The 23,780-nt window shown below is 61.9% G+C and carries 23 protein-coding genes; 16 read left to right on the top strand and 7 right to left on the bottom strand.

Annotation, left to right across the window (positions count from 1 at the left end):
• Positions 1-136: 136 nt before the first annotated feature.
• Together Q0899_RS19270 and Q0899_RS19265 are read right to left on the bottom strand one after the other, a co-directional pair.
• The gene (locus tag Q0899_RS19270; RefSeq protein WP_298359430.1) at positions 137-412 is read right to left on the bottom strand and encodes a hypothetical protein; all 276 of its coding nucleotides are present in this window, start codon (positions 410-412) and stop codon (positions 137-139) included.
• A gap of 458 nt (positions 413-870) precedes the next feature.
• On the bottom strand, positions 871-1,326 hold the full coding sequence (locus tag Q0899_RS19265; protein ID WP_299195578.1) for a nucleoside deaminase: 456 nt from the start codon (positions 1,324-1,326) through the stop codon (positions 871-873).
• Positions 1,327-1,399: 73 nt separating this feature from the next.
• Here Q0899_RS19265 and Q0899_RS19260 point away from each other — a divergent pair, with 73 nt between their 5' ends.
• The 10 genes from Q0899_RS19260 to dtd all read left to right on the top strand — a co-directional run bounded on the left by Q0899_RS19260 (position 1,400) and on the right by dtd (position 10,521).
• Positions 1,400-2,200, top strand: coding sequence for a pseudouridine synthase (locus Q0899_RS19260; protein WP_299195575.1), 801 nt, complete (start codon positions 1,400-1,402; stop codon positions 2,198-2,200).
• Between the two features lie 84 nt (positions 2,201-2,284).
• On the top strand, positions 2,285-3,127 hold the full coding sequence (locus Q0899_RS19255; RefSeq protein WP_298292991.1) for a tellurium resistance protein TerC: 843 nt from the start codon (positions 2,285-2,287) through the stop codon (positions 3,125-3,127).
• A gap of 167 nt (positions 3,128-3,294) precedes the next feature.
• The gene (locus Q0899_RS19250) at positions 3,295-4,161 is read left to right on the top strand and encodes a 5-bromo-4-chloroindolyl phosphate hydrolysis family protein (protein ID WP_298292993.1); all 867 of its coding nucleotides are present in this window, start codon (positions 3,295-3,297) and stop codon (positions 4,159-4,161) included.
• A gap of 25 nt (positions 4,162-4,186) precedes the next feature.
• A complete protein-coding gene (locus tag Q0899_RS19245; RefSeq protein WP_298359437.1) occupies positions 4,187-5,374 on the top strand; it encodes a toxic anion resistance protein in 1,188 nt (395 codons plus the stop codon).
• The gene (locus Q0899_RS19240; protein WP_298292996.1) at positions 5,375-6,325 is read left to right on the top strand and encodes a DUF2927 domain-containing protein; all 951 of its coding nucleotides are present in this window, start codon (positions 5,375-5,377) and stop codon (positions 6,323-6,325) included.
• A 27-nt stretch (positions 6,326-6,352) separates the two neighbouring features.
• Positions 6,353-7,477, top strand: a complete 1,125-nt coding sequence (locus Q0899_RS19235; protein WP_298292998.1) for an SPFH domain-containing protein — start codon at positions 6,353-6,355, stop codon at positions 7,475-7,477.
• 36 nt (positions 7,478-7,513) lie between these two features.
• Positions 7,514-8,074, top strand: a complete 561-nt coding sequence (locus Q0899_RS19230; protein WP_299195568.1) for a cytochrome b/b6 domain-containing protein — start codon at positions 7,514-7,516, stop codon at positions 8,072-8,074.
• Between the two features lie 4 nt (positions 8,075-8,078).
• A complete protein-coding gene (locus tag Q0899_RS19225) occupies positions 8,079-9,164 on the top strand; it encodes a primosomal protein N' (replication factor Y) - superfamily II helicase (protein ID WP_298359440.1) in 1,086 nt (361 codons plus the stop codon).
• Positions 9,161-10,081 carry a carbohydrate kinase gene (locus Q0899_RS19220; RefSeq protein WP_299195565.1) on the top strand — a complete coding sequence of 307 codons (921 nt, stop codon included), beginning with the start codon at positions 9,161-9,163 and terminating at the stop codon, positions 10,079-10,081. The genes Q0899_RS19225 and Q0899_RS19220 overlap by 4 nt, the downstream gene beginning before the upstream one ends.
• Positions 10,078-10,521: a D-aminoacyl-tRNA deacylase gene (gene dtd / locus Q0899_RS19215; RefSeq protein WP_298293005.1), complete on the top strand. Its 444-nt coding sequence runs from the start codon at positions 10,078-10,080 to the stop codon at positions 10,519-10,521. Before Q0899_RS19220 ends, dtd begins: the two co-directional genes overlap by 4 nt.
• Here the strand turns inward: dtd and Q0899_RS19210 are convergent.
• The gene (locus tag Q0899_RS19210; protein WP_298293007.1) at positions 10,518-11,378 is read right to left on the bottom strand and encodes a glycosyltransferase family 2 protein; all 861 of its coding nucleotides are present in this window, start codon (positions 11,376-11,378) and stop codon (positions 10,518-10,520) included. The two genes, dtd and Q0899_RS19210, sit on opposite strands and share 4 nt — an antisense overlap.
• Before the next feature lie 143 nt (positions 11,379-11,521).
• On the opposite strand from Q0899_RS19210, the gene rimK reads away from it, so the two are divergent.
• The 3 genes from rimK to Q0899_RS19195 all read left to right on the top strand — a co-directional run bounded on the left by rimK (position 11,522) and on the right by Q0899_RS19195 (position 13,854).
• Positions 11,522-12,427: a 30S ribosomal protein S6--L-glutamate ligase gene (rimK, locus tag Q0899_RS19205; protein WP_298293009.1), complete on the top strand. Its 906-nt coding sequence runs from the start codon at positions 11,522-11,524 to the stop codon at positions 12,425-12,427.
• A 9-nt stretch (positions 12,428-12,436) separates the two neighbouring features.
• A complete protein-coding gene (locus Q0899_RS19200; protein WP_299195558.1) occupies positions 12,437-13,480 on the top strand; it encodes a succinylglutamate desuccinylase/aspartoacylase family protein in 1,044 nt (347 codons plus the stop codon).
• A 110-nt stretch (positions 13,481-13,590) separates the two neighbouring features.
• Entirely contained in the window at positions 13,591-13,854 is a 264-nt protein-coding gene (locus tag Q0899_RS19195; protein WP_298293012.1) for a PAAR domain-containing protein, read from the top strand.
• Here the strand turns inward: Q0899_RS19195 and Q0899_RS19190 are convergent.
• The 4 genes from Q0899_RS19190 to Q0899_RS19175 all read right to left on the bottom strand — a co-directional run bounded on the left by Q0899_RS19190 (position 13,851) and on the right by Q0899_RS19175 (position 20,122).
• A complete protein-coding gene (locus Q0899_RS19190; RefSeq protein ID WP_298293014.1) occupies positions 13,851-15,041 on the bottom strand; it encodes a hypothetical protein in 1,191 nt (396 codons plus the stop codon). The two genes, Q0899_RS19195 and Q0899_RS19190, sit on opposite strands and share 4 nt — an antisense overlap.
• Complete coding sequence (locus tag Q0899_RS19185; RefSeq protein WP_299195553.1) at positions 15,041-18,022, bottom strand: toxin VasX; 2,982 nt, start codon at positions 18,020-18,022, stop codon at positions 15,041-15,043. Before Q0899_RS19185 ends, Q0899_RS19190 begins: the two co-directional genes overlap by 1 nt.
• A complete protein-coding gene (locus tag Q0899_RS19180; protein ID WP_299195550.1) occupies positions 18,022-19,023 on the bottom strand; it encodes a DUF4123 domain-containing protein in 1,002 nt (333 codons plus the stop codon). The genes Q0899_RS19185 and Q0899_RS19180 overlap by 1 nt, the downstream gene beginning before the upstream one ends.
• A gap of 112 nt (positions 19,024-19,135) precedes the next feature.
• Positions 19,136-20,122 (bottom strand): DUF4123 domain-containing protein, encoded by a 987-nt coding sequence (locus Q0899_RS19175; protein WP_299195547.1) that lies wholly within the window; start codon positions 20,120-20,122, stop codon positions 19,136-19,138.
• A 67-nt stretch (positions 20,123-20,189) separates the two neighbouring features.
• On the opposite strand from Q0899_RS19175, the gene Q0899_RS19170 reads away from it, so the two are divergent.
• Genes Q0899_RS19170 through Q0899_RS19160 form a run of 3 tightly spaced genes read left to right on the top strand, consistent with a single transcriptional unit; the run spans position 20,190 to position 23,740 of the window.
• Complete coding sequence (locus Q0899_RS19170) at positions 20,190-21,149, top strand: DUF4123 domain-containing protein (protein ID WP_299195544.1); 960 nt, start codon at positions 20,190-20,192, stop codon at positions 21,147-21,149.
• Entirely contained in the window at positions 21,146-22,120 is a 975-nt protein-coding gene (locus Q0899_RS19165; protein ID WP_299195541.1) for a hypothetical protein, read from the top strand. Before Q0899_RS19170 ends, Q0899_RS19165 begins: the two co-directional genes overlap by 4 nt.
• Before the next feature lie 15 nt (positions 22,121-22,135).
• A complete protein-coding gene (locus Q0899_RS19160; protein ID WP_298359474.1) occupies positions 22,136-23,740 on the top strand; it encodes a hypothetical protein in 1,605 nt (534 codons plus the stop codon).
• Positions 23,741-23,780: the final 40 nt, after the last annotated feature.

Below are 23,780 nucleotides of genomic sequence, written 5' to 3'. Positions count from 1 at the left end.
ACCGCTTCAAGCGCAACCCGTCCCCTGTTTCCATGTTCAGAAATATCCTGGGATTTTGCCCGCGTGGCTCAAGGGCAAAGCCCTTGAAAGAACGCAAATGAAACAAGCCGGGCGCCCCAACGGGCGCCCGACACTTCTACATCCAATGCCGCGAGACATAGCCCGCCAGCAAATCAGGGTTCACCCGCTCCCGCTTGGGCGGAAGCCCGATATCCGCCCGGATATCATCGGGCAAGTCATCCACGCCGGGCTGCGCATGCAAAGCAGGCAGCCCGGTGGTATCAGGCGGCCGCGTCCGTTTGATCAGCCGTGCGGTGATGGCCAGCAGCACCCGCCTTGCGCCAAAACTGGAAACCAGCTCGTCGACAAGCTCGCTCAATGTCGCAGATGTCTTCAATGGTAATGCATTCATGGTCTTCACGTGACCGGCAGCAATGCGCTGACGGCTCCTTGTTGGTTGATGGTGACCCGAACCCCACGGCAAAACGCGTTTGAACTGCGCAAGCCTCTGGCCCGGTATTAGAGTTGGTTGGGTTGGAAAAAGGGCCGCCAGAACGGGCGGACCGGAACGGGGCGCTGTGCCTAGCTGGCCATGCATCCCAGCGGCGCAAATGCCGCCTGCACACCTGTCCATTTGGCGTCGCGTGATTGAGAATATGTCATGGTCAGCCTCCCTGATCTTGGGTGTTGGATTGGTGGTACAGTGGGGTTGGGATATCCGACCTGCCGATTCGGGCAAAGCGCTTTCCCCAACGGCAGGCAATATCGTGCCCAATTCGCCACGCCAGCCGCGATCTGCGCGGCACCGTCACATCGTCGGCACGCAATCCACACGGTTCCTACACGAAAAATGCACGCCGGTGAGTTTGGCTAACGCGCGCGCTTTGACGCGAAGAACTCCCGCAACAAGGCGGCCGACTCGGCCTCGCAAAGCCCGTCATACACCTCTGGTTTATGATGGCTTTGTGCCTGTTCAAACACCCGCGCGCCCTGTGCCACGCCGCCTGATTTTGGGTCGCTCGCGCCGTAATACACCCGCGCGATGCGGGCTTGAGAAATCAGACTTGCGCACATCGCGCAAGGTTCCAGCGTCACGTATAAAGAACACCCTGTAAGTCTCTCTGACTGAAGAATTTTACAGGCCTCTTGAATCGCCAGAACTTCGGCATGTCCGGCCGGATTATGGCCATCCAACACCCGGTTGCCCGCACGCGCCAACACCTTCCCATCTGGCCCGATAACCGCCGCGCCTACCGGCACTTCGCCGCGTGCGGCAGCTGCGCGCGCTTCTTGAAGGGCGATATCCATGTGAGACGTAAATTCCATGATCTTCCCTAACCATTTCAACGGCTTAACGCAAAGCCTTTCCCTTCCGCGTCCAAGCCGCTAAACCCCTGCAATGACTGACAAAACACCAGCTGGCGACCGTATCGCAAAAGTCCTTGCCCGCGCAGGCGTGGCCTCGCGGCGTGGGGCTGAGGCGCTGATCACCGCAGGCCGCGTTTCAGTGAATGGCAAAGTCATCGACAGCCCCGCCTTGAACGTGACCCCAAGCGACAAAATAACCTTTGACGGCAAAGAGATAGGCGCGCCCGACAAGCCCCGCCTCTGGCTCTACAACAAGCCCATCGGGCTGGTCACCACCGAGAAGGACGAGAAAGGCCGCGACACCGTCTTCGCCGCCTTACCCGATCATATGCCGCGGGTCGTAAGTGTTGGCCGGCTCGACATAAACTCCGAAGGCCTGCTGCTTTTGACCAATGATGGCGGCATCAAGCGCCAGCTCGAACTGCCCTCCACGGGCTGGCTCCGCCGCTACCGTGTCCGCGTCAACGGCAGGCCAGAGGACGCAACCTTCGATCCCTTGCGCAAAGGCATCACGGCCGAGGGCGAAAGGTTCCAGCCGATGGAGATCACCCTCGACCGCCAGCAAGGTTCAAACGCCTGGCTCACTGTTGGCCTGCGCGAGGGCAAGAACCGCGAAATCCGCCGCGCTATGGGCGAGGTTGGATTGAAGGTTAATCGTTTGATCCGAGTAAGTTACGGCCCGTTCCGTCTAAACGAGTTGAAGCCCGGCGAAGTGGAGGAAGTCAAATCCCGCGTGATGCGCGATCAGCTTGGCATCGCGGAAGACGGCGCCAAACCGCGTCCCAAAAAGAAGCCACCTCAGCGCCGCGGCAAGCCGCCAACACGGCGGTAAAAACTGAAATCGTCACCTTGCCGGAACAAAATTGTCCTGTAAGGGGTACCTTAACCAACTTCTACCACTGAGGGGCCCACCACGATGGACGCATTTCTGAACTTCGAAAATCTTCTGACGCTCGAAAACCTTGGCAACCTGTTAATGCTTTGCTTCCTGCAAGCGGTCTTGGGCTTTGACAACTTGCTCTACATCTCCATCGAAAGCCAAAGGGCCCCTGTCGCGCAACAAAAAGCCGTCCGGTTCTGGGGCATCATCATCGCCGTCGCTTTGCGTGTCGTACTGCTCTTCGTGATGGTCAGCCTGCTCAGCTCACTGACGGAGCCGTTCTACATTTTTGAATGGGAAGGCATCCTGACGGGTGGCGTCAACTTTGCCACCTGCGTCTTTGTCTTCGGCGGCATCTTCATCATGTACACCGCCTTCAAGGAAATCGGCCACCTCCTGTCCGTGCAGCATCTGGAAACTGACGTTGAGGCGAAATCGGGCAAATCCGCCGCCAAGGTGGTCATGCTCATCGTCTTCATGAACCTGATTTTCTCATTTGATTCGGTGCTTTCCGCCATCGCCATCACCGAAGTCTTCCCCGTATTGGCCGCCGCAATCCTGATCTCCGGCCTCGCTATGTTGCTACTGGCGGACGGGGTCACCGCCTTCCTGCAGAAGAACCGCATGTACGAAGTTCTGGGCCTGTTCATCTTGCTGATCGTTGGCGTGGTCTTGCTGGGCGAAGCGGGTGTAGCGGCGTCTCACGCCGCGCATGACGATGATTTGGCCATCATGATCTTCGGCTACCCGCTGATCCCAATGTCAAAAACCACCTTCTATTTCTCGGTGATCGTGCTGTTTCTGGTGGAGTTCATCCAATCCGGCTACGCTCGCAAGTTGGAAGCAGAACGCGCGGCGGGGCAGTCAGGGCACCATTAATTCCCCGTAAATCGAGGGGTGATTTTCTGGTAACTACGACAAGAAGCCCCTATATCTGAGGCGCGCAACGCAAAGAGTGGGGAACACATGTCCTTCGGCATGATACAGAAAATGGCCTATGGGGTCCTGCTGGCACTGGTGGTGCTGGCCTCCGTCGGGGTGCTTTGATGGCGCAGCGGTATGGTGGCGAATTCAGCCCCGATAGCACCCCGAAGAAGCAGGGCACACTGCGTCATGCGACGCCGCAAAGGGGCCGCTCCCGCGCTGTGATCCTCGGTCTTGCCGGGATACCTTTGTTGGTCACCGCTTTTGGCGCAGGCCCCACTGGACTTGCGGCAAACCTGATTGCGTTCGCTTCCATTGCCCTCGCCGCGTGGCTGACACGCGAAGGGTTGGAGGCCGAAGAGGCCTACAACGCCCGCACCATTTCCCGCCGTCCAGCGATCCCGCGCAAACTGTTTGGGGCGGTGCTGACCGGCCTTGGCGTGGGCATAGCGACCTTCGATGGTGGGCTTGTGAATGGCGTGCTCTACGGCGTCATCGCCGCCGCCTTGCACATCACCGCATTCGGGTTTGACCCGATGAAAAACAAGGTTGCCGAAGGCGTTGACGATTTCCAGAATGAACGCGTCGCCAAAGCGGTCGACGAGGCAGAGGCTCATCTGACCAACATGGCAGAGCTGGCGGCAGAGACCAAAGACCGCGTGCTCATCGCCCGCGTCGACGCCTTCCGCACAACCGCGCGCGAAATGTTCCGCACCGTCGAAAACGACCCCCGCGACCTGCCCGCCGCGCGGCGCTATCTCGGTGTGTACCTGCAAGGTGCACGTGACGCGACGAAGCAATATGTCGACCTGACGCGCCGCAGTGAAAACGCTGACGCGAAGGCATCTTACATGGCGCTCTTGGACGATCTTGAAGCAAATTTCACCGCGAAAACGCAGAAGCTTCTGACCAATAACAAAGACGCGTTGAACATCGAAATAGACGTGCTGCGCGACCGGTTGCAGCGCGAAGGCATCACTCTGCGCTGATCGCGCGGACATCAGGAGGACCACCATGACAGAAACCGTTCGCGAAAAGGCGCAGGCCTCAGTGGCAATGCTTGATGAGGTCACCGCCGTGGTGCTGCCTGAGCCATCCACTGACCTGGTGCCGCTGCAAAAGGCCGATGCGCCCGTTGCTGCTGAAATCCGTCGCCGGATGGACGAGATCGACATGACGGACACCAACTCCATCGTGTCTTTTGGGTCCAACGCGCAGGCGGGCCTGCAGGAAATCAGCCAATCCATGTTGGCCGACGTGAAGAACAAGGATGTGGGCCCCGCGGGCAACTCGCTGCGCGACATCGTCAGCACCATCCGCGGCTTTTCCGTCTCGGAACTGAACCCCAACCGCAAGCTTAGCTGGTGGGAAAAACTGATTGGCCGCGCCAAGCCTGCCGCCATGTTCATGGCCAAGTTTGAAACGGTGCAGGGCCAGATCGACAAGATCACCGGTGATCTGCTGGAGCATGAACATGTGCTGCTGAAAGACATCAAATCGCTCGACGTGCTTTATGAGCGCACGCTGGAATTCTACGACGAGCTGGCGCTTTACATCACCGCCGGCGAAGAAAAAGTGGCCGAGCTGGATCACAAGGACATCCCCAAGAAAGAACTCGCGGTCGACAAGGCGGCAGAGGACAAAAAGGTCATGGTCGCCCAGGAACTGCGCGACCTGCGCGCCGCGCGCGACGATCTGGAACGCCGCGTCCACGACATGAAACTGACCCGTCAGGTCACCATGCAGTCCCTGCCCTCGATCCGGCTGGTGCAGGAAAATGACAAATCGCTTGTGACCAAGATCAACTCGACCCTGGTCAACACCGTTCCGCTTTGGGAAACCCAGCTGGCCCAAGCGCTGACCATCCAACGGTCCGCAGAGGCGGCGGAAGCCGTGCGCGACGCCAACGATTTGACCAACGAGCTGCTGAAATCCAACGCCGAAAACCTGCGCATGGCCAACAAGTCCATCCGCGAGGAAATGGAACGCGGCGTCTTCGACATCGAAGCGGTGCAGCAAGCCAATGACGATCTTGTGGCCACCATCAACGAGTCGCTGCAGATCGCCGACGAGGGCAAACGCAAGCGCGCCGAGGCGGAAGAAAAGCTGGCCGTTATGGAGACCGAGCTGCGTGAAACGCTCGCTTCCGCCAAAGCGCGCGACACCGCAAGCGGCCACAACATCGGCGACAGCACTGGTTAAATGCAGCGCAAGTGGGGTTCAAAATTCGGGCTTCTGCTGGCGGGCGCCTTCGCGCTGTCCGCCTGCGAGGAGGCTGTCACCAGCCCCCGCCCTGAACCCCGCCTGCCCGAACCGCAAGTTGTGGAGGCACCGGTTCAACCGTCAGAACGCAGCATAGAACTGGCGGCCTATTACGAGACCGTCCAACGCCAATTGGTCAGCCAGGGTCTGCTGCGCAAAGATGGTGGTGGGCCGGACACGCCGTTTTCCAAGCGCATGTTGGTGCAAAACTTCGTACAAATCGGCGTGTTCAACGAGTTTACCTTCTCTGGCGGCACCTACGAAGATCGCCGCTCCGAAGGCCGGGTCCAACGCTGGGAAAAGCCGGTGCGCTTGGCCATGGATTTTGGCCCAGCCGTCTCTGACGATATCCGCACGACGTCGCGGCGCACGGTAGCGGGCTACGCATCCCGCCTGGCGCGCGTCACGGGACTGGATATCTCTCTTGGCAAGACGCGTGGGAACTTCACAGTCGCGGTCCTGACCGTAGACGAATTGGAGGCCTACGGCCCCACCCTGATGCGCCTCGTCCCCGGCCTCAGCCAAAGTCTGGCCACGCAAATCACGGAAATGCCTCGCCCCACATATTGTGCGGTCTATGCCTTCTCTGATGCGGACAATCCGGACAGCTTCCATTCCGCCGTCGCCATCATCCGCGCTGAACACCCTCCTCTGCTGCGTGACAGCTGCTTTCACGAAGAAATCGCGCAAGGCCTTGGCCTGAGCAATGACAGCCCCGCCGCGCGCCCGTCGATCTTCAACGATGACGACGAATTTGCGCTCCTGACCCGCCATGACGAGCTGCTGCTGGAAATCCTCTACGACGAGCGCCTGCCCCTTGGGGCGAACCCCAAAGAAGCGCGCCCCGTCGTCGAAGTCATTGCATCCGAGCTGCTTGGCGGCGACAGTTAACACCGACACACTTAAAGTGAGGACCACATGGGTATTCTTGATTTTCTGACCGGCGAGTTCATCGACGTCATCCACTGGACCGACGACACACGCGACACGATGGTCTGGCGTTTCGACCGTGAAGGGCACGAGATCAAATACGGCGCCAAGCTGACCGTGCGCGAAGGTCAGGCGGCGGTGTTTGTCCATGAGGGCCAACTGGCCGACGTCTTCACCCCAGGCATGTACATGTTGGAAACCAACAACATGCCGATCATGACGACGCTGCAGCACTGGGATCACGGCTTCCAGAGCCCGTTCAAATCCGAGATCTATTTCGTCAACACCACGCGCTTCAACGACCTGAAATGGGGCACCAAGAACCCGATCATGCTGCGCGATCCTGAATTCGGCCCGCTGCGCATCCGCGCGTTCGGCACCTATTCCACCCGCGTCTCAGACGCCGCCAAGTTTCTGACCGAGATCGTCGGCACCGATGGCGAATTCACAATGGACGAGATCAGCTACCAGATCCGCAACATCATCGTGCAGGAGTTCTCCAAAACCATCGGCGGTGCGGGTATCCCGGCGCTGGATATGGCGGCGAATACCGGCGATCTGGGCAAGCTGATCACTGCAGCCATCAACCCGATCGTGGCCGAATACGGGCTGACAATTCCTGAATTCTACATTGAAAACATCTCCTTGCCGCCTGCGGTCGAAGCCGCGTTGGACAAGCGGTCCTCCATGGGCATTGCGGGCGATCTGGGCAAATTTACCCAGTATTCCGCCGCCGAAGCCATGACCATGGCCGCGCAAAACCCCAACGGGGGTGGCGGCATGGGCGCAGGTTTAGGTGCCGGGATGGGCATGGCCATGGCGCAGCAAATGGCCAACAACATGCAATCCGGCCCATGGGGCGCGGCACCCGCGGCGGCTGCTCCGCAGACGCCTCCGCCCCCGCCGGTCGAACATGTTTGGCACATCGCCGAGAAGGGCGAGACAAAGGGGCCGTTTTCCAAGGCTGCACTTGGGCGCATGGCCAGCGAAGGCGGGCTGACGCGGTCCACCCATGTCTGGACCGCAGGCCAGGACGGCTGGAAAGAAGCGGGCGAGGTGACCGAGCTGGCGCAGCTCTTCACCATCATGCCGCCGCCCCCACCGGGCGCTTAACGAAACTTATCGGGGGCCGCGCACGTGTCTTCATTCATGAAGACTTGGATAAACACCAAAGCGCGGTTTCCGGCACGACGTACCACATTGAAGTGGCTGCATTGGGGGATCATCCCCTTTTTCCTCTGGTTTATCTTCGCCGACCCCGACGCGCTCAGGCGGATGGGGCCGGTTATCTTCCAGTTTCATTCCGTCATGGGGCTGATCTTCGTGACGCTCGCCCTGATCTGGACCGTGCTCTACCTGCGCAAGGGTCTGGCCAGCCGCCCCGGCCCCAAGCTGCCGCCATGGGCGCGCCTCACCCATAAGGTCATGCACCACACCATCATCTGGGGGCTGTTTCTGGTAGCCTTTGGCGGGTTCCTGCTGGGTCTGACCTCCAGCGTGATCCTGTGGGCGGGCGGCATATTGCCCATCGCCCCGGCCATGGGGCTGCCCCACGCCAATGACATTGTGGGAAAACTGCATAAGTATCAGTTTTACGGGCTGGCCATTCTGGTCATCTTCCATGCACTATTCCACCTGTGGCGTCACACGGCGCTGCGTGATAATGCACTGCGCATTATGACCCCGAAGGTTTTGCACAGGTTCCTGTAAGTTCATGTCCGACACGTCCCAAGAGCACCGCTTTCCATGTGACAATTGCGGCTCCGACATGGAGTTCGACCCTGGCGGCGACCAATTGGTTTGCCCGCATTGCGGCAACACTTCCGCGATGAGCGAAGGCGGCTCATCGACCATTCGGGAGCTGGATTTCGAGGCCGCCGTCAGAGGTTCGCTGGCCGAGGCCGAGATGGAGGAGACCCGCGTCTCCCAATGCCCCAACTGCGCGGCGCAGGTCGAATTTGACGCCAACATCCATGCCACGGAATGCCCTTTTTGCGCGACGCCCGTGGTCACTGACACTGGTCCCAACCGGCATATCAAACCCAAAGGCGTGCTGCCCTTCGTGCTGGACGAACGCACCGCGCGCAAAGCCATGACCGATTGGCTGGGCAAACGCTGGTTCGCCCCCAACGGGCTTCAGGCATATGCCAAGAAGGGCCGCAAGCTGGACGGTATCTACGTGCCGTATTGGACCTACGATGCCGACACCAAGACCACCTATACCGGTGAACGCGGCGTGGACTACCAGGTCAGCAAAACCGTTGTCCGGGACGGCAAGAAGCAAACAGTGATGGTCACCAAGACCCGCTGGCATCCCATTGCGGGCCGCGTGGCGCGCGATTTCGACGATGTGCTGGTGCTGGCGTCTACCTCGCTGCCCCGCCCGTATACTGACGCATTGGCGCCGTGGGACCTGTCTCAGCTCAGCCCCTACAGCCCCGAATATCTGGCCGGTTTTCGGGCGGAGGCCTACACGGTGGCCCTTGATGACGGGTTCGGCGAGGCCCGCGTCACCATGGACAACCGCATCACCCGTGACATCAAGTTCGATATCGGCGGCGACCGGCAACGCATCCACACCGCCAAGACCAAGGTCAGCAATGTCACGTTCAAGCATGTCCTGCTGCCGGTCTGGATGGCGGCCTACAAATACCGAGGCGAAACCTACCGCTTCGTCGTTAACGGCCAAACCGGCGCGGTGCGCGGGCAAAGGCCATACTCGGCAATGAAGATTGCCATTGCGGTTGTTATCGGGCTGCTCGTCGCGGCTGCAATTGGATATGGGATGGCGCAACAATGATCTTATGCTGTGGGGAAGCCCTTATTGATATGTTGCCCCGTGAGACCACCCAAGGGGAGCAGGCCTTTGCGCCCTATGCGGGCGGGGCCGTGTTTAACACCGCGATTGCGCTGGGCCGGCTGGAGGCCGAACCCGGCTTTTTCTGCCCGCTTTCAAGCGACCTTTTCGGGGAATTACTGGTCGACACGTTGCACGGCTCTGACGTCGACACCTCGCTCAGCCCGCGCCCCGACGCGCCGACGACCCTGGCGTTTGTCCGGCTGCAGGATGGCCATGCAACCTACACGTTTTACGACGAAAATTCGGCGCTGACGTCGCTGCGCGCGCCGGACCTCCCGGCATGTGGAGAGAATGTCAAAGCATTGTTCTTTGGTGGTATTTCGCTTGCGGCGGGACCCAGCGCCGAGGCGTTTCAAGCCCTGATGGAGCGCGAAGCCCCGGGCCGCGTCACCATGATCGACCCCAATATCCGCCCCAGCTTCATCCGCGACCGCGACGCCTATGTGGCCCGCATCCGCGCGATGATGAGCGTCGCCGACATAGTGAAACTCAGCGATGAGGACCTCGAATGGCTGGAAGGTGCGGGCGATAACGCGGCGCTTGCGAACCGGCTCATCGAACGCGGCACCAAGCTGGTGCTGATCACACTAGGCGCCGAGGGGGCAGTCGCCTACACGGCGGATAAACGGGTCTTTGTGCCCTCGCAAAAGGTCGAGGTGGTCGACACGGTCGGCGCGGGCGACACCTTCAACGCGGGCGTGCTTTACGGCCTGCAAACGCGCGGCCAGCTGACCAAGGCCGCCATTGCCCAAATATCAGAAGCCGACATCAAAGCAGCGCTTGAGATGGGCGCAAAATGCGCGGCGATCACCGTGTCGCGCGCCGGGGCCAACCCGCCCACCTTGTCCGAACTGTGAGGGCGCTGATCCAACGGGTCGGCGAGGCCTCGGTCGCGGTAGACGGCAAGACGATAGCCGAGATCGGCCCCGGCCTGCTGATCCTCATCTGCGCCATGGAGGGCGACGCGCCAGAGCAAACGGCCAAGATGGCGGCAAAAATTTCGAAACTGCGCATCTTCAAAGATGACGCTGGCAAGATGAACCGATCCCTTGCCGACATTGGCGGGCAGGCTCTGGTGGTTAGCCAATTCACATTGGCAGGCGACACCTCGCGCGGCAACCGTCCCGGGTTTTCGACGGCGGCGGGGCCTGACGAGGGGCGCGCGCTTTACGAGAAATTCGCGGCTGACATCGCGACGCTGGGTATCCCGGTACAAACCGGCGAATTCGGGGCAGATATGAAAGTGGCCCTGCTCAATGACGGGCCGGTCACCATCTGGATGGACGATCAGACTTAGGGCCTGCCTGTCAGAGCTTGCCCGCTCATCCACATAGCCCTTAGCACCCTTATGCGCAGCAACGTCCCCAGGCAGAAGACGCGGTCCCGCAGGCCTGAAATCCTGTTGGTAAACATGACCTTGGGTCCGTCCCGCATAATGCTTGCCATGGTAAACACCGCCCTGAACAACCACCGCACACGACCAGGCAAGGACTCCGCGTCGGTCAAAAAGCGCTCTGCCGCCAGCCGCCGCCATTTGCGCCGCAGCGCTGCCCAATCGGCGCGTGTCGGGTGGCTGGCACGCAGGATCGGTTCATATTCGACCCTGACCCCAGCCGCGCCGGCCCTCAGGCACCATTCCATGTCTTCCGATACATTCGCCCGAAACGGCCCCACGGCCTCGAAAACCGCGCGCGAGGTCACCATGTTGCCGCTGCCGCAGAACCCAAGCCGTGCAACATAGCGTGCAATATCAAAGGCGAACACCTGTTCAAACACCTGCGCCCCGGTCCGCGGCCCCTGCCCTTCGTGGAACGTCTCGACACGGCCGCCGATGACCCGCCCGTCCACCTGAACGCCCATTGCAACCGCCACCCAGTCAGAGCCAGGCACACAGTCGCAATCCAGAAAGGCCAGTTTTGGGGCATCTGTCAGAAACACCCCAAGATTGCGGGCCAGCCCGGCACCCGCGCGCCGTTCTATTGCCAGCAAGGCCCATGGGTAGTCTGTTTCCAGCCGGTCCAGCGGCGCGGCAGAGCCGTTATCGACAATGATGACCTCCACCCCGCGGCAAACCTGCGGGGCCAAAGCGTCCAGACAGCGATACAGCCGCGACGCGTCGTTAAGGTGGGGGATAATAATGGCCAATTCTGACATATCGCGGCTCCGGCAGCTATGCCATTCAACCTTCCGCACCAAGCCTTAACGAACGGTAAACGCTGAAAAGCGAAATGCTTACAATCTGGCCTCAAACCCTCTAGGCTCGATCAGGCCCGCTGCTGAAAAAGGACCGCTGCCCCATGAAAATCGCCATGCTCGCCCGCAATGCAAAGCTGTATTCGCACAAGCGCCTTGTGGAGGCGGCGGAGGAGCGCGGCCACACGCTCGACATCATCAACACCTTGCAATGCTACATGAATATCGCGTCGCGGCGGCCCGAGATTTATTACAATGGCGAGAAACTCACGGGCTACGACGCGGTGATCCCGCGCATCGGCGCGTCGGTCACCTTCTATGGGCTGGCCGTTCTCAGGCAGTTCGAAATGATGGGCGTATACCCCCTGAACGAAAGCGTGGCGATTGGGCGATCGCGCGACAAGCTGCGCTCCATGCAGCTTTTGGCGCGCGACGGCATCGGGCTGCCGGTCACCGCATTTGCTCATGACGCCAAGAAGGCGGGCGACATTGTGGAATTGGCAGGCGGCACGCCGGTGGTAATCAAGCTGCTGGAAGGCACGCAAGGCATCGGGGTGGTTCTGGCCGACACGGGCCGGTCGGCCAAATCGGTGATCGAGGCGTTTCGCGGCGCGAATGTGAACATCATGGCGCAGGAATTCATCAAAGAAGCGGGCGGCACCGACATCCGCGCCATCGTGGTCGGCGGCAAGGTGATTGCCGCGATGAAGCGCACCGGCGCTGCAGGCGATTTCCGGTCCAACCTGCACCGTGGCGGGTCGGCTGAGCTGATCAAAATTTCGCCCGAGGAACGTGCGACCGCCCTGCGCGCCGCCAAGTCCATGGGGCTGGCCGTCTGCGGCGTCGACATGCTGCGCGCCAACCACGGGCCGGTGGTGATGGAGGTGAACTCGTCCCCCGGATTGGAAGGCGTGGAGAAAGCCACGGGTCTTGATATCGCGGGCAAAATCATCGACCACCTGGAAAAACACGCCAAACCCGGCAAGACCAAAACCAAAGGCAAAGGCTGAACCGCACCCATGCCCCCACGTGAAGACTTCGAGATTGGCGGGGAGCGGATTGCCCCCGGCACCCGCCGCACGGTTGATTTGCCGGTCAGCACGCTGTCGGACCACACTCCGATCCACATGTCTGTACATGTCATCCATGGCAAACGCCCCGGCCCCACCCAGTTTGTCAGCGCGGGTATCCATGGCGACGAGGTGATTGGGGTCGAAATTGTGCGCCGTCTCTTGCGCGCCGACAATCTGGCGTCTTTGCGCGGCACATTGCTGGTGATCCCGATTGTGAACGCGTTTGGGTTCCACAACCGCTCGCGCTACCTGCCCGACCGGCGCGACTTGAACCGCAGCTTTCCGGGCTCCACCGGGGGCTCGCTGGCATCGCGCATGGCGCATTTGTTCCTGACCGAGGTCGTTGCGCGCTGCGAGTTCGGCATCGACCTGCATTCGGCGGCCATTCATCGCACCAACCTGCCGCAGATCCGCATCTCGCCTGACACGCCTTCGATCCTGAAACGCGCCAAGCTGTTCGGGGCGCCGGTCATCCTGACCTCGCCGCTGCGCGACGGGTCGCTGCGCGCCGCCGCGCGGGAGCTGGGCGTGGACGTGCTGCTTTTCGAGGCCGGCGAAGGCCTGCGTTTTGACGAGATGTCCGTGCGCGCCGGTGTTGCGGGCATCTTGCGGGTGATGAACGACATAGGCTCCCTGCCCCGCAAGGGCATCAGCAAGGCGAAGGCCGCGTCGATCCTGTGTTCCTCTTCGCGGTGGGTCCGCGCGCCTGCGGGCGGGCTGCTGCGGACCTTCAAGGAGGATGGCGAGGTTGTCAGCGAAGGCGACGTGCTGGCCGCCGTCTGTGACCCGTTTGGCGACGAGGAGCTGGAGCTTGTCGCCGACTTCGAAGGCATCATCGTAGGTCGCGCCGTCATGCCGGTGGTCAATGAAGGGGACGCGGTCTACCACATAGCCAAGGTCGCCTCCCCCGCCGCGGCAGAAACCGCGGTTGAGGATTTGACCGCGCAATTGGAGGCCGACCCGCTTTTTGACGAAGACGAAATCATCTGACCGAATGGCTGACCTCAGCGTGGGTCCCGTTGCGCGTTGTCACCACGCCTGAATTGGGTAAGATGGGGAAGTAAGATGCGGCATTGCCGCCGCACCAAGGAGGCCTAGCCATGATACCCATCGCACGAGTTGGCGACAAACATGTCTGTCCGCTTTGTAAGGTTGTCACGCCGATCACGGAAGGCGCCGGCAACTGGTTGACCGACAACAAGCCCACCGCGCGGGTTGGCGACAAGACAGCCTGCGGCGCGGTTATCGTGCAGGGCTCGTCAATGTCCAAAATCAATGGCCGCCCCATCGCCTATCTTGGCTGCACCACGTCGCATGGTGGCAAGATCATCAGCGGCTCGCCGCGCTGCAAAATCATGCCCTAAGGTGCCTTTGTCAGGCCGCACTGCTCGGCGCTGACGACACTGTCCGCGCGTCGCATAAGCGCTTTCATGGAACGTGGCATGTCGTGGCTGCCCCCGCGTGTTTGCAAGGCATGGGCTGCCAGGGCGGCGTCAAGCTGGGTCTCGCTGTCTTCTGGCAGATTTGCCTGTCGCGGGGCGATCAAATCGGCGAAACCCTTGCCGATGAACCGGCCATGCACCTGCTGCGGCCCTTGGGTCATGTAGACCACCAACCAACAGCGCACCGCGTCCCAGCGGTTCACCCAATCCGCGCCCTGTTCGCGGATAAAGGCGGCCCGCGCCTCGCCACGGGCATGATACCCCGCCAGCACGAACCACCGCTGGCGCGGGTCCCATCCGTCCCCGTCAAAGCGCGACAGGGCGACGGCGGGCATGGTCGTAAAAGGCCCGCCGGCTGCAACCATCTGCAACCCATCCCAAGGCGCGGCCCAAAGCGCGCCTTTGCGGACCGTGTAGACGACCTGCCGGGACCGGTCGAACACCAGCGGGGCCGGTGTCGGGCGCGCCATGATCGCCAAAGCGATGATCGGCAATCCAAACAACCCCAGGAAGGTCAGCACATTCGGATCCAACAGGGATGACAGCTTTTCACCCAAACCCTGATGCACCGAGTTGCTGTCAAAAATCAGCGCAAGATCGCAAAGCCTCGTTTGCAAGAACCCTGCCAGAGTGCCAGGGACCTCGGTCCAGACGACCTCAACCCCGTCGCCGGTCGCCACATAGGTAGTGCAGTTGCCCACGCCACGGCCAAGGAAACCAAGAAGCTGCTGCAGCTGGAGGCCGAGACAGGCCACGAACAGGGGGGCCAATACGAAAACAAAAAGAATGAACCGGGCGGCATGGCGCTCGCCTCCGGCGCGGATGACCGCGCGGTCCGCGTTGACCTGCAACAGATGCGGGCCCGCGTAGGGCAATATATGTGGCTCCTTGTCGCGTGGCCCCGCAACCCCGCTTTGCCAGTCGGACACCCCAACGGCGCGCGGCGCGGCAATTGACCGGTCCCGCGGCATTGGGTCGGTGCCCTTCAGGGGGCGCAGCGAAGGGTGGTTGCGCCGTATCAACCACAGCCCTCCGCTCAGCAGCGCGGCGGCCAGAACCCCTGCCGCCAAGGCCTGCAGGACATATGGGTCGGACAGGAAGTCCCCCATCAGTCTTCCCAGCCGCCGGACCGCCAAATGCGGATGATGTCCTGTCCGCCAATGCTGTCATTGTCGTCCCAGCTGCCGCTGAAAAAGTGGTCGTCATACTGGCGGGGCAGGCTGATATTGGTGGTGGGGGTGTAGCTCCATCCTCGGGCGAAGCCCACTTTCAGGATGTCCCATTTGACGTTGTTTAGCCGGTTGGAATCCGCGTTGCGCAGCTCGTTTATCTGGATGGTGCTCTTCAGAATGCCTTGCGCCGCGTCGTGCACCCGCAAATTTCTGGCGAACATGTTAGTCACTTCCATCTGGCCAAGCCCGCCGCGATACCGCCCCGGGGTTTGGTAAGAGGCCCTCATATTGTAAAGAATCCAGACCCGGGCGTCGAACTCGGACATGCCGTCTATGAAGTTGGGCAGCCGGAACCGGATGTCGAGCGTGATGTTCTTGTGCTCCGCCATATGGGTGTCGCTTTTGAAGATCAGCCCGATGCGTTCGGTCAGCCGGTTGTCGGCGGGGTCCGGCACATCTTGCGGCCAGTAGACCATCTCGTGGAATTCTTGCAGTTCGCGCTGAAGGTAGCGCGAAAAGTCGTAACCGGACGGCTCGTTGATCAGCAGCTTGAGCTGCGCGTCATGCTGCCCCGCCTCGCCCGCGCTCCGCTGAATTTCGCGACGGCTTCGGTTGTCCCAAAACATGTAGTTGCGCGCCGTCCCCCAGTAGGAGCCTTTTAGCCAGCGGGTCACCGGGTCATCCACGAAGAAGGACAAGACCAGCCCGACGATGATCAGGACGATGCCGATGACTGCGCCGATACCGGTCCACCACCCGCCAGCCGCCGCAATGCCGCCGACCGTCAACAGGACGGCGCCCACGCCAAGGGCGACATTGGACAACACGCCAATCGTATCGCCACGTTGCCAGGCCTCCGCCGCTTTCATCAGGTCCAGCGATGCCAGGGCGAACCCCACGAAGCTGGCCGTGCGTCCAACCCAACCCATCACGCGGGAGCTGTGCAGCGGCGCCGTGCTGCGAACCTGCAGCTTGCCGCTTTCAATCAACGTGCGGGCCATGTCGTCTGACAGGGATTTGCCCGCCATCAGCTTCTTGAGAATGCTCCGGCTCAGCTGCCCGCGCACGAAGTAATTGCGCGTGGCCTTGCCGCCGTTGATCACATCATTGCCGGCATCCATCAGCTGGGTGGCGGTCTCGATGGCGGCCAGCGTCAGCCCCAGCCTCGGGTCCCCGGCAATGCGGCCGGGCGTCCCGGTCATGACGTCGCGGTCCGGCGTCCGGGTCAATTCGGCAATTTGTAACGCGTTGCCCAGCAGGCCCAAACCGTTTGCAACGGTCGAGATGCTGATCCGACCGGCCGAGCTGCTGACGGCGACCCTGCCATCGAAACGATAGACAAATGTCGGCACCTGCACGGTGTGCAGCATGTGGCCCCGCTTGATCATCTTGCTGCCCTGAATTTGCCGGGCGCGGCCGTTTCCGAGGATCTCGCGGGTCGCATTCGCAATGGGCACCGGCACCGTCGACCGGGTCACGGTCTTGCCATAGACGCCACGGTTGAAAACGTTGATTTCGTTGAGTAAATCCAACCTCGACATGTGCTCCACCTCGAAGGCAAAGGGCATCGCAAGGTCGGCCAGCAGCTTGCTCGACATGCTTTGAAGGGCGTCTCGGTGCTTGAACGTCAAATTGGCCGCCGACAGGGAGCTCCCCACCAGCTTGATGGCGGAGGCGACAGGGTTGGCCCCCGGCTGCCACTTGTCATCGGCCAACACGTATTTGCGCATCATGTCCTGCCCGGCTTGAGACGCGCTCAGCGACGCAATCGAAGCATGCGCCACCTCGATGATCCCCTTGATCTCGCTCTCTATTTTCAGCTGCGCCGGGAAGGCCAGCATCACGTTTTGCAGGCTGCCCTTGGTCCCGGCCGGGTCCGCCTTGCCGCGCTCGAAGAACTTTTTCCATGCGGCGAGAATGCCGTCCAGCACGGTGTCGTAGTTGGACAGCTGCCGATCCACCTCTTTGAGGTAGGTCTCATGCTCGGGGCGGATCGAGTCATCGCGCCATTCCTTGAACATGCGTTTTTGGCTCCAACTCAGGTCCGCAGTGCGAAGCTGGTCGACCGCATGGGCCTTCAACGTTTGCGCCGCGCGTCCCGACGCGATCGGATAGGCGTTTGCCTCAAGGTATTGCGACCGGATGGCGACGCGATTGACGTGGCAGGCCGCGATCTCCAGCGCGACCCCGACCGGGTCGTGCAATGCGATCATCACAGCCTTGCCTTCAGCCAGCCGGACCGAGGAATCGCGCAGCAACCGATCCGCCGACAAGGACTGCATCCCAACATCGCTAAGCGCATTCCACGTCATCCGCTCGTGGATGGTGTTCTCGCCACCAAATTCCACGACATGGGACGCCACCTCTTCGAGCGGGGCTGAAAATGTGTCCGCCGAGGGCGCGGACAGCTGCACACGCGTCATCAGCGCGTCGCGGCACCCGTCCGTATTGGCGTAAATGTTGGCGAAAGTGTTCCAGCGCTGCGAGGTGTAGGCGATCAGGATGGATTCGCAATTGTCTGCCACATAAGGCAGCCGGATGTTGCGGTCAGTGGGCGGCCCCCAAAAGGGCCGATCATTGTCTTCGGGGGTCAGATCGTAGCGCGTGTATAACCCCCCGCTGGGGCCCGCATCCGGCCGGTGCTCGAAATAGCTCCAGAGGGCGTTGGTTTCGTCGTAGATGAACACGTCGCCCTTGCGCAATGTGCGCAGGCAAAACCCGCTGCTGGGCGCAAAGCCCAGCTTGGTGGGATAGGTGAAGCCGCCATTGACGTCGCCAAGCAGGTCGCACCATGCGATGCGCACCGGGTAGATCGGGATGATCGCCGGGTCCTCGCAGGCCTTGCAATATTCGTCCGCCGTGCCGCTTTCCTGCAGGTCCGACAGGCCGCCTTGCTGTTGTTCTGTGGATATCGCCATTACGCGGCTCCTTGTGTGCTTTGTAGCCGCCGCGCCGCGGCCGCCTCGGCATGATCGAGCAGCGCCCTGGTGCGTCTGTTCTCGTGGGCGCTGCGGTCGCAATAGCCCGGCACCCGCTCCAAATGGGCGCGGGTCATCGGCGTGCCCATCAAAAAGCCCGCAGCCGCAAATTGGCCCATAGCCAGCTCGGTTCGCAACCCTTCGGCCCGCGCGCCGCGCAACCCGGCATGGATCAGCGCCCGCGTCTGGTCGGCGTCCAACTCATGCAGATTTTCGTAATCATGCAAGATCGCGCTTGTCAGCCGCTGGACGAGCCGCAGGTCGCGGATGCGGCGCAGTATCGCCTCGTACTGCTCATCCAGCAGGTAGGGCGCGGGGGTGACGGCGGTCAGCTGGGCGTGTTGGGCGGAGTCCCAGCCATGAATGTGCAAGGTGCCTGCATCCGGTCGAGGGACAATGTAGCGCTCAATCGGGTCGGCTCCGCTGATCTGATACCAACGCGCAAGATGCGCGGGGGACTGCGCCAGCCCGGCCATGATCTCGTCCATCGCCTCAGGCATGTAGAAGCGCAAAAAGAACCACGCGCCGTCGCGGTCGCTGATCTTGGTGAAACGGCGGAAATGCGCCCGCATTGCGTTGAATGATGCGCGGCTCTGCACAAGGATGTAGGCGCTGCGGTCCCAATGCACCCAAGGCTCCTGCCCGGCGGTAAACAACGCGCCGACGAAGGAATGGCCTGGCTCCAGCTGGACCAGATATGGGGCGCAATCGCCAAGCGTCTCCGCCGCGGCGGCGTTGAACAGGCAACTGGCCCGGAGCCCGCCGGCGTCATCGGCGCCGTCAAATGCCGGCAGCAGCGCCGCATCGACAATGGCGTAGGTTGTCATTGGTCCGTCGGGGAAGATCAGATCGGCGCAGGCGTCAGGCACCACCGGGTCTGTGCCGCCGCTTGGCTGCGTGGTCAGCGGCGTGACCGGGACAATCTGCGGCTCTAGAAACATCGGTGGTCTGGAAACCCTGCAAAAATGGAGCAAAATTCGAAAGTTAGGCGGTCAAAACGCTGAAGGTTGATGCGGTAATGAAGGCGGAAAATGCGGCCCTTTGCAACCCTATTTAGCTGAAGTTTGATACGCCCCGGGTCAGCCTCAGCGCCGTTTGCCCTTCGGTATCCGCAGGCAGGATCACGAGGTCGATGCCCGCCAGAAGCTGGCATTGCATGTCCGGCGTCATGGCAGGCAGCGCAACGCGGAAGACCGACGGGTCGTAAAAGCGGAAATAATAGGGCGGATTGCCGTCCTCGCGCTGCATCCGGGTGAATTTGCGCAAGTTGCGCCGGAGCGTGGGCAGCCCGATCCGGCTGCACAAGAACACTGCGCTCTGCAGGGGCCAATGCCCCAGTGGCGGCTCGTCGCCGCTCAGCAGCGCGCCGGTCAGCGGGTGCCCCGGCTCAAGCCGGGCCAACCAAGGGGCGACATCTGACAGCTCATCCGCGGTCTCTCCTCCGAAAAGGCAAACGTGATCAGCGCCGTACCCGGCCAAGGCCTCCGGCATCATTGGGTTGCACGCCGCATCGATCAGGGCAAATACTTCAACCGGGGCGGCCCCCGGGGCGGGGTGCGCAATGGCGGGTGGTACGTCCTGCAACGCGGGGTCGAAAAGCTGCTCTTCCAGTGCTGCGGGCCCGTCGGGCAATGCCAGCACTTCAAAATCAACCGGCCTTTGATCCGCTGCAAGGGTAAGGCGCAGAGGGTCAGCACCGGTCGATGTTGTGCGCACCCGCAGCGCGGGGTTCGACCGTTTGCCATCCGCCTGCTCCAACGGGCCTGCGACAATCATCCGGCCGCCCTGCCCGGCCACAAATGCTTCGCGATTGGCAAGCGCGTCGGATTGCGCGACGCTGTGATCCTCGGTCTCGGCGATGAACCGGTCCTTGTCCGTTTCAAACACGCATTTGCCTCGCCACATGTCGGGCAGCACTCCTGAATTCGCAACATTGTTCGGGCCGACATTGGCGGGATGGCCGGTGGGATGCAACTGCGCCGCGCCCGATTTTTGGCGCAGGGCGCGACACGCTATCCCACGCACATTTGGCTTGACCATCTGGCGTGGTCCCGTTCAATTAAGTTGTTGATTACAGAGAATTGAGACTGCGCTGATCTCGGGAGACATGCCATTGTTGAGCATCACCGAACTGCCCGATCTGGTCGGATTGCCGCCGCAGGCGCCCGCTGATGATCCGGCCTGGCGCGACATCCTCGGTGCCATGTTCGACCCGGAAGACGGCGGCGCGGAAACCTACGCGCTGGTGGATGCATGCAAATGGCCCGGCCTGCCCGAGACGCTGGATGCGTCGGGGCTGACATATCGCTGCCTGTTTCAAGGCAAAGCCAAAGAGGAGCTTGGCGAGGCCGCGCCCTGGCTGGTGCAGCTGACGCCGGACGCCACGTTCTGCCGGTGGCTCTGGACGGATGACCGCGAAAACGATGTTCCCTGGCATCTTTGGGGCCGCGACGCAGCCGTCATATTGCGCAGCCCTGTTGGGTTCGACCGGCTGCACGCGCATTTGCGTCGCAAAATCCGCATTTTGGACATGCAGGGCAACGCGCTCTATTTCAGGTTCTGGGACCCGTTTCATCTGATGACCTTCGTGTCCTCCGCGGCGGCGACCGAGGCGGACAAGCTATGGCTGCTCAGCGACCAGCAGGGCGGCGTTGTGAGCCAGTTGATCTGCAGCGCGGACGATCGCAGCTTTCGGGTGGATATGCCGCCGGACCTGCCCGCCTGCCGGTCGGGCTTCAGGCTGAGCGACCCGCTGCGGGCGGCCTTTGTCGCCGCGGTCGCGGCGCGGGCGCAAGCGCATGACATCGCGGCAGTGCAAAAGCTGTTCCCGCGCGCGCCGGCCGACCTGCTGGGCCAAGAACGCGCGCAGTTGATTGCCCTGGGGTTCCGCCAGCCAGCCCCGATCAGGGCCGCGTTATGCCTGTGCGCGCATCGCAAGGCCGCAATCAGCGCGCTTCCGGAGGCTGAAAGGGAGATCCTGAACGCCACGCGCCAATCCGATCAGGCTCGGATCAGATTGCTGCATCGCGCCGCCGGTAACTGGCCACAACCGGACGCCCAGCCATGAAGCGCGGCGCCGCCTTATTCATCTTGCTCTTGGCCGCCATTGCGGCAATTGTCGTTGTATTCGGTCGGCTGCCGCTCTTTGGGCCGCAGGGGTTTGACTCCGGGGATTTTGAGCTCGTGGAAGATATTGAATTTCAGGATGTGTGTTTGGGCCGCCATGTGGTGTCGCTGCCGTCAGGGTGGCCCCGCATGGAGCAAACTTTGGCCGTCGGCGGGTTAAACATTTCCCGCCTTGGACCGGCAGACGGCAAGGCAGAAACCCTATTTCGCGCGCGGGAGGCGGAACTGGCCTCCGGAGCGGTCAAAGATGGGTATGCCGAGGTTGTGCTGCGTTGGGCGCAGCATGGCGAAGGCGCGTTTGTCCTGTCCCATAGCCTCAAGCAAGAACCTGGCTGGCCTGAGCCGATGCAGACCATCGAGGGCTGGATCGACCGCGACGGCGCAACCTTTCGGATAACGGGCAACCCGCTGGCCGAGGACGCCGCTTTTGGGCCCATGTCCGCGATGTTGAAGCGGTTGCGGCCCCGCGACAACGACGCGCCGCCATCAGATGCCGGAACCTGCTTTGACGGCGGGTATATGGCAGGGCAGCTGACCGGTGACGAGCTGGCCGCCGTAGAAATGAACAGCGACACGGAAGCGGAGAGCTTCGTGAACCTGTCCCTGTCGCTTTGGCTGCAAAAGGACCGGCCGGGCGAATTCAATCCCGAACGTTTTGGCGAGCTGACCCGCGAATACGACATCGCGGGCGTGCCGGGCGGCGAGCGGGTTGCAATCATTGAAAACGAACTCGCGCGCGATAGCGGGCTTGAATTTCTGGCAACCGCCGGAGGGTCGGTGAACGGCGTGGGCCTTCAAATCAGGGGGGCATTGACCAAGCAAAGCGCGTTTCCGGCAACGCCGCCCCTGGTGACGGAAGACGCGTTGACCATCTGGCACACCATGCTCCGGTTCATTCGGCCCACGGGATGAGCGAGGCACGGCAAAATGGCTGATGGCGCGACGCAGTCCTGCCCCGGGCCGTTGGTCCTGCCGGTCATTTTTGTCCCCGGCATTATGGGCAGCCGCCTGCGCGCCGGCAATGACAGCCGATGGGACCCGCCCCACAGCGCGCCCCAGGACGGGAACATGGCGCGCGACAGGTCACGGGCGACGGACCCGGAGATACCGGAAGAAGAATGGCGCCTCACCCTCCCCAATATTGGCCGCGGTGATCCAACAGAGCAATCGACCCGCGACCGTTTCGTTCAGGACGAGCAGCTCAGATCTGCGGGCAAGGCCGCCGGCGCGGTCGCGACATGGGGCAGATTGGATGGCGCGGAACGTCGGCAACGGATGATCGGCAACCCCGGCCAACCCTTCCGGCAGAATTTCTTGACGGTCGACCCCGGCAACGCCGCCCATTTCGAAGGCCGCATGGCGCCAAACCTGATCCCGATGGCTGTGGATCGCGGCTGGGGCGGGCTGGTATGGGAATTCTACGGCGGTTTTATGCGCTGGTTGCACTACTTCGCCGCCATGGAGATCGAGCTGCCCGCCGCCTGCGCCAGCCTCAAGGTCGAGGCATGGGCCTGCCCCTACAACTGGACTGGCGACAATGCCGATGCGGCGGCGTTGCTGGACAGGACCGTCTCCCGCGCGGTGCAGGAGGCGAACACCGAACATACGCCGCGCGGGGCAACCGTGTTGGACCCCATAGTGCTCACCCACTCGATGGGCGGGCTGGTGGGCCGGGCCTGGGCCGCCAACAATGGCGGCAATGGCAAGGCGCATGCGATCATTCATGGCGCTATGCCGACGCATGGCTCTCCCGCCGCCTACAAGCGCATGCGCGCCGGGTTCGAGGGGCTGGGCGCGGTCGTGTTGGGGTTGAATGCCGCCGAGGTCACAGCGCTTCTGGCCAATATGCCGGGCGGGCTGGAATTGCTTCCCAACCAGTTTCACAAGGACCGCGCCGGTGGCACGAAGTGGCTGGAAGTCACCGGGAGTGGCGGGCAAAAGCTCGAAGAGCTGCCAGATGGTGATCCGTATTCCGAGATTTATCTCAATCAAACCGACTGGTGGAAATTGTTAGACGCCGCGCTGGTTGACCCCGAGGGCAACAACCCGGGGCGCGGCTTTGGCTTCTTCACCAACAACCTGGCTAAGGCCAAGGCGTTCCACACCAACCTTGGCGACACGCGGTTTCACCCCAACACAAAGATGTTCTACTCCGACGCGGGCGGGGCGTTTCGCTGCTGGGACCGCGTCGAATGGAGATGCACCGAAGGGTCGGTCACCTCGGCGGCGGCGCTGTCGGCCTTGCCGACCAATATGGTGGCGGATAACGGTACGGGCCGCTACGCGTTCCAGGGCACCGAGCCGGGCCGGCTGTGGGGTACCAACACGGTCGACATCGCGGCGTTCGAAATTCAGGGACCAAATGCCAATGGCGATGCAACGGTGCATACCGGCTCGGGCATCCATGTGCCGGGCACCGTCGAATCCGAGGCCTCACGCAACGGCTACGCCCACGATCAGGCCTACAATGACGCAAGCGCACGCCAGCAGGTCAGCGGCTGGATCGCCGAAATGATTGCAGCGATGGTATAACGACGGCGCCAGAGGGGAGCCTTAGTTGAATGTCCGCTTT

Origin of the sequence: uncultured Litoreibacter sp., assembly GCF_947501785.1 — a bacterium.
GTDB lineage: Bacteria > Pseudomonadota > Alphaproteobacteria > Rhodobacterales > Rhodobacteraceae > Litoreibacter.
The sequence above is the reverse complement of the archived record's forward strand: the minus strand, read 5'-3'. Positions and strand labels throughout refer to the sequence as shown.

What these genes read in the sequence shown, in the direction of transcription:
- Q0899_RS19270 (WP_298359430.1), bottom strand. Translation starts at nt 412, where the DNA reads ATGAATGCATTACCATTGAAGACATCTGCGACATTGAGCGAGCTTGTC.
- Q0899_RS19265 (WP_299195578.1), bottom strand. Translation starts at nt 1,326, where the DNA reads ATGGAATTTACGTCTCACATGGATATCGCCCTTCAAGAAGCGCGCGCA.
- Q0899_RS19260 (WP_299195575.1), top strand. Translation starts at nt 1,400, where the DNA reads ATGACTGACAAAACACCAGCTGGCGACCGTATCGCAAAAGTCCTTGCC.
- Q0899_RS19255 (WP_298292991.1), top strand. Translation starts at nt 2,285, where the DNA reads ATGGACGCATTTCTGAACTTCGAAAATCTTCTGACGCTCGAAAACCTT.
- Q0899_RS19250 (WP_298292993.1), top strand. Translation starts at nt 3,295, where the DNA reads ATGGCGCAGCGGTATGGTGGCGAATTCAGCCCCGATAGCACCCCGAAG.
- Q0899_RS19245 (WP_298359437.1), top strand. Translation starts at nt 4,187, where the DNA reads ATGACAGAAACCGTTCGCGAAAAGGCGCAGGCCTCAGTGGCAATGCTT.
- Q0899_RS19240 (WP_298292996.1), top strand. Translation starts at nt 5,375, where the DNA reads ATGCAGCGCAAGTGGGGTTCAAAATTCGGGCTTCTGCTGGCGGGCGCC.
- Q0899_RS19235 (WP_298292998.1), top strand. Translation starts at nt 6,353, where the DNA reads ATGGGTATTCTTGATTTTCTGACCGGCGAGTTCATCGACGTCATCCAC.
- Q0899_RS19230 (WP_299195568.1), top strand. Translation starts at nt 7,514, where the DNA reads ATGAAGACTTGGATAAACACCAAAGCGCGGTTTCCGGCACGACGTACC.
- Q0899_RS19225 (WP_298359440.1), top strand. Translation starts at nt 8,079, where the DNA reads ATGTCCGACACGTCCCAAGAGCACCGCTTTCCATGTGACAATTGCGGC.
- Q0899_RS19220 (WP_299195565.1), top strand. Translation starts at nt 9,161, where the DNA reads ATGATCTTATGCTGTGGGGAAGCCCTTATTGATATGTTGCCCCGTGAG.
- Q0899_RS19210 (WP_298293007.1), bottom strand. Translation starts at nt 11,378, where the DNA reads ATGTCAGAATTGGCCATTATTATCCCCCACCTTAACGACGCGTCGCGG.
- rimK (WP_298293009.1), top strand. Translation starts at nt 11,522, where the DNA reads ATGAAAATCGCCATGCTCGCCCGCAATGCAAAGCTGTATTCGCACAAG.
- Q0899_RS19200 (WP_299195558.1), top strand. Translation starts at nt 12,437, where the DNA reads ATGCCCCCACGTGAAGACTTCGAGATTGGCGGGGAGCGGATTGCCCCC.
- Q0899_RS19195 (WP_298293012.1), top strand. Translation starts at nt 13,591, where the DNA reads ATGATACCCATCGCACGAGTTGGCGACAAACATGTCTGTCCGCTTTGT.
- Q0899_RS19190 (WP_298293014.1), bottom strand. Translation starts at nt 15,041, where the DNA reads ATGGGGGACTTCCTGTCCGACCCATATGTCCTGCAGGCCTTGGCGGCA.
- Q0899_RS19185 (WP_299195553.1), bottom strand. Translation starts at nt 18,022, where the DNA reads ATGGCGATATCCACAGAACAACAGCAAGGCGGCCTGTCGGACCTGCAG.
- Q0899_RS19180 (WP_299195550.1), bottom strand. Translation starts at nt 19,023, where the DNA reads ATGTTTCTAGAGCCGCAGATTGTCCCGGTCACGCCGCTGACCACGCAG.
- Q0899_RS19175 (WP_299195547.1), bottom strand. Translation starts at nt 20,122, where the DNA reads ATGGTCAAGCCAAATGTGCGTGGGATAGCGTGTCGCGCCCTGCGCCAA.
- Q0899_RS19170 (WP_299195544.1), top strand. Translation starts at nt 20,190, where the DNA reads ATGCCATTGTTGAGCATCACCGAACTGCCCGATCTGGTCGGATTGCCG.
- Q0899_RS19165 (WP_299195541.1), top strand. Translation starts at nt 21,146, where the DNA reads ATGAAGCGCGGCGCCGCCTTATTCATCTTGCTCTTGGCCGCCATTGCG.
- Q0899_RS19160 (WP_298359474.1), top strand. Translation starts at nt 22,136, where the DNA reads ATGGCTGATGGCGCGACGCAGTCCTGCCCCGGGCCGTTGGTCCTGCCG.